Below are 3,758 nucleotides of genomic sequence, written 5' to 3' on the forward strand. Positions count from 1 at the left end.
CGCGGGAGCCGTCGCCCCCACGGCCGCGGCCGTCCCCGGACCGGCCCTTCTGCGGGGCCGCCTTGCGCCCGGTCTCGCCCAGGTCCTCGAGGGTCTCGGCGTCCAGCCCTGCCCGGGTCCGGGCCGAGCGGGGCAGGCGGCCCCGGGTCCCCTCGGGGATGTCGAGCTCGGTGTAGAGGTGCGGGGAGCTGGAGTAGGTCTCTGCGGGGTCGGGGAACCCCAGGTCCAGGGCCTTGTCGATGAGCGACCACCGGGGCACGTCGTCCCAGTCCACGAACGTGACCGCGGTCCCGGTCCGGCCTGCGCGGCCGGTGCGGCCGGTGCGGTGCAGGTAGGTCTTCTCGTCCTCGGGGCACTGGTAGTTGATGACGTGGGTGACGTCGTCCACGTCGATGCCGCGAGCGGCGACGTCGGTCGCGACCAGCACGTCGATCTTGCCCGACCGGAACGCCCGCAGGGCCTGCTCGCGTGCGCCCTGACCCAGGTCGCCGTGGATCGCGCCGGCGGCGAAACCGCGCTCGGTGAGGTCGTCCGAGACCTTCGCCGCCGTCCGCTTGGTGCGGGCGAACACGATCGTGAGCCCCCGCCCCTGCGCCTGCAGGATCCGCGCGAGCATCTCGATCTTGTCCAGGGCGTGGGCCCGGTACACGACCTGCTTGATGGCCTTGAGGGTGGCGCCTGCGTCGTCCGGGTCGCTGGCGCGGATGTGGGTGGGCTGGCTCATGTAGCGGCGGGCCATCGCCACGACGGGTCCGGGCATCGTCGCCGAGAACAGCATCGTGTGGCGGGTGGCCGGGGCCTTGGCGAGGAGCTTCTCGACGTCGGGGAGGAACCCGAGGTCCAGCATCTCGTCGGCCTCGTCGAGCACCACCGTCCGCGCACGCGAGAGGTCCAGGTGGCCCTGGTTCATCAGGTCGATCATCCGCCCAGGGGTCCCGACGACCACGTCCACGCCCTTGCTGAGGGCCTCGATCTGAGGCTCGTAGGCGCGACCGCCGTAGATCTGCAGGACCCGGACGCTGCGCCGCGCGGACGCCGTGGCCAGGTCGCCGGCGACCTGGACGGCGAGCTCACGCGTCGGCACGATCACCAGCCCCTGCGGCTTGCCGGGTGCGGGCAGGGCGTCGTAGCCGTCCTCGCCGGGGCCCGCGACCCGCTGCAGCAGGGGGATGCCGAACCCGAGGGTCTTGCCGGTCCCCGTCTTCGCCTGACCGATGATGTCGTGGCCGGAGAGCGCGACCGGCAGGGTCATGGCCTGGATCGGGAAGGGACGGGTGATCCCGGCGTCGGCGAGGGCCTGGACGATCTCGGGGTTGATGTCGAAGTCCGCGAACGTCGCGTCGGTGGCCTGCACCGTGGAGTGGCGGCCCTCCTCAGGGGCGGGTGCCGCGGACTGGTCGGTGGTGGTCATGGCTGTACCTCGTGTGTCAGCCGCGGGGCCACACGCATCGGGACGACGTGAGGTCGTACCCGGGACGGGCCGCGCCGCGGGCGGGCCGGCAGCCGATCGTGGGTGTCTCGCCCTGCTGGGGCGCCGCCGGGGCGGTGCGCCCGTGACGGGCGTGGGGTAATCGGGACGACCGGTCAACCGATGAACACCGGTCATGGTAGCGGACGGGGCGTCAGAACCCCCTCGCGGTGCACGTCGGCGCGTCGGGGCCGGCGTCGAGACCGGCGTCGAGCCCCGGGGGACGCAATAGCCTGGCCCGATGACCGACCCCCACGCCCAGGGCAACGCCCTCGCCGTCCTCGGGCTGCTCGCCCACACCGAGCTTGCCTCGTTCTCCCGTCTGGCCGCCGACGCCGTCGCGGCGCCGGCACTGGACCAGCGGCTGGAGCTGAGCCGCATGGCTGCCATGGCGATGGGTCGCCTGGAGCTCGTCGACTCCCGGGTGACGGACCTGGGGAGTGGGCTGCAGGCCGCGATGGGGCCGTTCGCCGGTGCCCTGGTCGACCTGGACGCCCGGACCGCGCCCTCGACGTGGACCGAGCGGCTGCTGAACGCCTACGTCGGGTACGGCGTGGTCGACGACTTCTGCCGAGTGGTCGCCGGGCCGCTGGACCCGACGACCCGGGACCTGGTGGACGAGGTGCTGGCCGACGACGGGCACGCGGGCCTGGTCGTCGAGACGCTGGCCGGTGCCGGGACCCGGGACGGGACGCTCGCCTCGCGGCTGGCGCTGTGGGGCAGGCGGTTGGTGGGGGAGTCGCTCGGTGCGGTCCAGCGGCTGCTCGCCGACCACCCCGCGCTGCGTGACCTGCTGGTCCAGGCCCAAGGGAGCGGCGGGGTGCCCGGGGACGCGCAGCAGCGGCTGTTCTCGACCCTCACGGCCGAGCACAGCCGCCGCATGGAACGCCTGGGGCTGACCCCCTGAGGGGCTGCAGGGTCAGATCGAGTGGATCCCGACCTTGCGCGCCTCGTCGCCGCCGAGCTCGACGTACCCGAGCGTCGCCGCCGGGACGATCACCCGACGGCCCTTGCTGTCGGTGAGGTCCAGCGGACCGCCCGACTCCAGGGTCTTGAGGACCTCCGCGGCGACCTGCTCCGCGGGGCGGTCGGTCTCGACCACCAGCTCTCGTGCCACGTTCTGCACGCCGATCGTGATCTCCACGTCGTCACGCCTCCCAGTTCTCGGTGCCTGAGGCGTCATCCTAGGTCGCACGGGGCGTCCGGGGTGCACCGACCCGCACCAGACCGGCGCCGGCTTGTGCCCGTCCGCGTCGGCCTGCGTCGGTCTGGTGCTCACCGTTCGCGGACCAGCCCTGCCACGCCCCGCCAGGCGAGCTGGGTGACCGACTCCACGGCCGCGTCGGTGCTGACGCTCCGGGTGCGATAGCGGTGGGTCGCTGCCGTGCGCGCCATGCCGACCAGCGCGGTGCTCAGCAGCTCGGCGTGCTCGACGGGTAGCCCGGCGAGCTCGCGCAGGCCCCGGCACACCGCCCGGGCAGCGGCGTCCGAGGCCTGTTCGACCCGCTCGCGGACGGCGGCGTCCCGCGTCACGTCGGACTCGAACAGCAGGGAGAACGACTCGCCGGCGTCCTCGACGAAGTCCACGTAGGCGCGGACCACGGCCCGGACGACGTCCCTGCCGCTGGGTGGCTCGCGCGCTGCGACCTCCAGTGCGGCGTCGATCGTGCTGACCAGCGACTGGCCGCGGTTCTCCACGATCTCCAGGTACAGGTCCAGCTTGGACGGGAAGTGCCGGTACAGGACGGGCTTGGAGACCTCGACGGCCTCGGCGATGTCATCCATGGACACGTGGTGGAAGCCCTCACGGGCGAACAGGTCCTGCGCGGTGGCCAGCACCTGGGCCCTGCGCGCGTCCTTGGCCATGCGGGACGTGCGCCGACGCGGGGACGAATCGGGAGCCACCAGCCGATGCTAGTCACCGCGGCGGACCGGGGGTGGGGACGACCGAGGATTGTGGAGGCCCGGGTGCCACCATGGTCGGATGGCCCGCACGACCCGTCCCAGGAGCGACACCGACGTCGGTGACGACGACCGTCGGCGGACCCGTAGGCGTGGGCTGGACGTCGGCAACGACCTGCGTCCGGGACGGTACCGGGACCTGTCGCCGGGCAGGCACGTCGCCGTCCTGCGCCGCGGACGTCGTGGTCGGCTCCTGCGCCCGCTGGCCCTGCTGCTCGCGCTGGTCGTGGCCGCGGGGGCGGGGCACGGGCTCGGCACCGGCAGGCTCGTGGTTCCCGACGAGGTGGCGGCCGTCGCATCGGCGGTGGTCGAGCGCGCCGGGGTGTGG

The 3,758-nt window shown here is 73.5% G+C and carries 5 protein-coding genes; 2 read left to right on the forward strand and 3 right to left on the reverse strand.

Going from position 1 to position 3,758, the window contains the following annotated elements; all coding sequences use genetic code 11:
* A partial coding sequence (locus N869_RS13475) for a DEAD/DEAH box helicase (RefSeq protein ID WP_052105564.1) occupies nt 1-1,411 on the reverse strand: 1,411 nt, incomplete at its 3' end.
* 298 nt (nt 1,412-1,709) lie between these two features.
* Between N869_RS13475 and N869_RS13480 the strand changes: the two genes are divergently transcribed.
* A complete protein-coding gene (locus N869_RS13480; protein WP_035062431.1) occupies nt 1,710-2,375 on the forward strand; it encodes a ferritin-like fold-containing protein in 666 nt (221 codons plus the stop codon).
* Between the two features lie 12 nt (nt 2,376-2,387).
* Here N869_RS13480 and N869_RS13485 read toward each other — a convergent pair whose 3' ends face one another.
* Nucleotides 2,388-2,612, reverse strand: coding sequence for a DUF3107 domain-containing protein (locus N869_RS13485; RefSeq protein ID WP_035062432.1), 225 nt, complete (start codon nt 2,610-2,612; stop codon nt 2,388-2,390).
* A 131-nt stretch (nt 2,613-2,743) separates the two neighbouring features.
* Nucleotides 2,744-3,373, reverse strand: coding sequence for a TetR/AcrR family transcriptional regulator (locus N869_RS13490; protein WP_232229739.1), 630 nt, complete (start codon nt 3,371-3,373; stop codon nt 2,744-2,746).
* Between the two features lie 79 nt (nt 3,374-3,452).
* Between N869_RS13490 and N869_RS13495 the strand changes: the two genes are divergently transcribed.
* A partial coding sequence (locus N869_RS13495) for a hypothetical protein (protein ID WP_035062435.1) occupies nt 3,453-3,758 on the forward strand: 306 nt, incomplete at its 3' end.

Source organism: Cellulomonas bogoriensis 69B4 = DSM 16987 (assembly GCF_000767165.1).
Lineage (GTDB): Bacteria > Actinomycetota > Actinomycetes > Actinomycetales > Cellulomonadaceae > Actinotalea > Actinotalea bogoriensis.

Coding starts and splice junctions, on each gene's coding strand:
- N869_RS13480 (WP_035062431.1), top strand. CDS start 1,710: ATGACCGACCCCCACGCCCAGGGCAACGCCCTCGCCGTCCTCGGGCTG.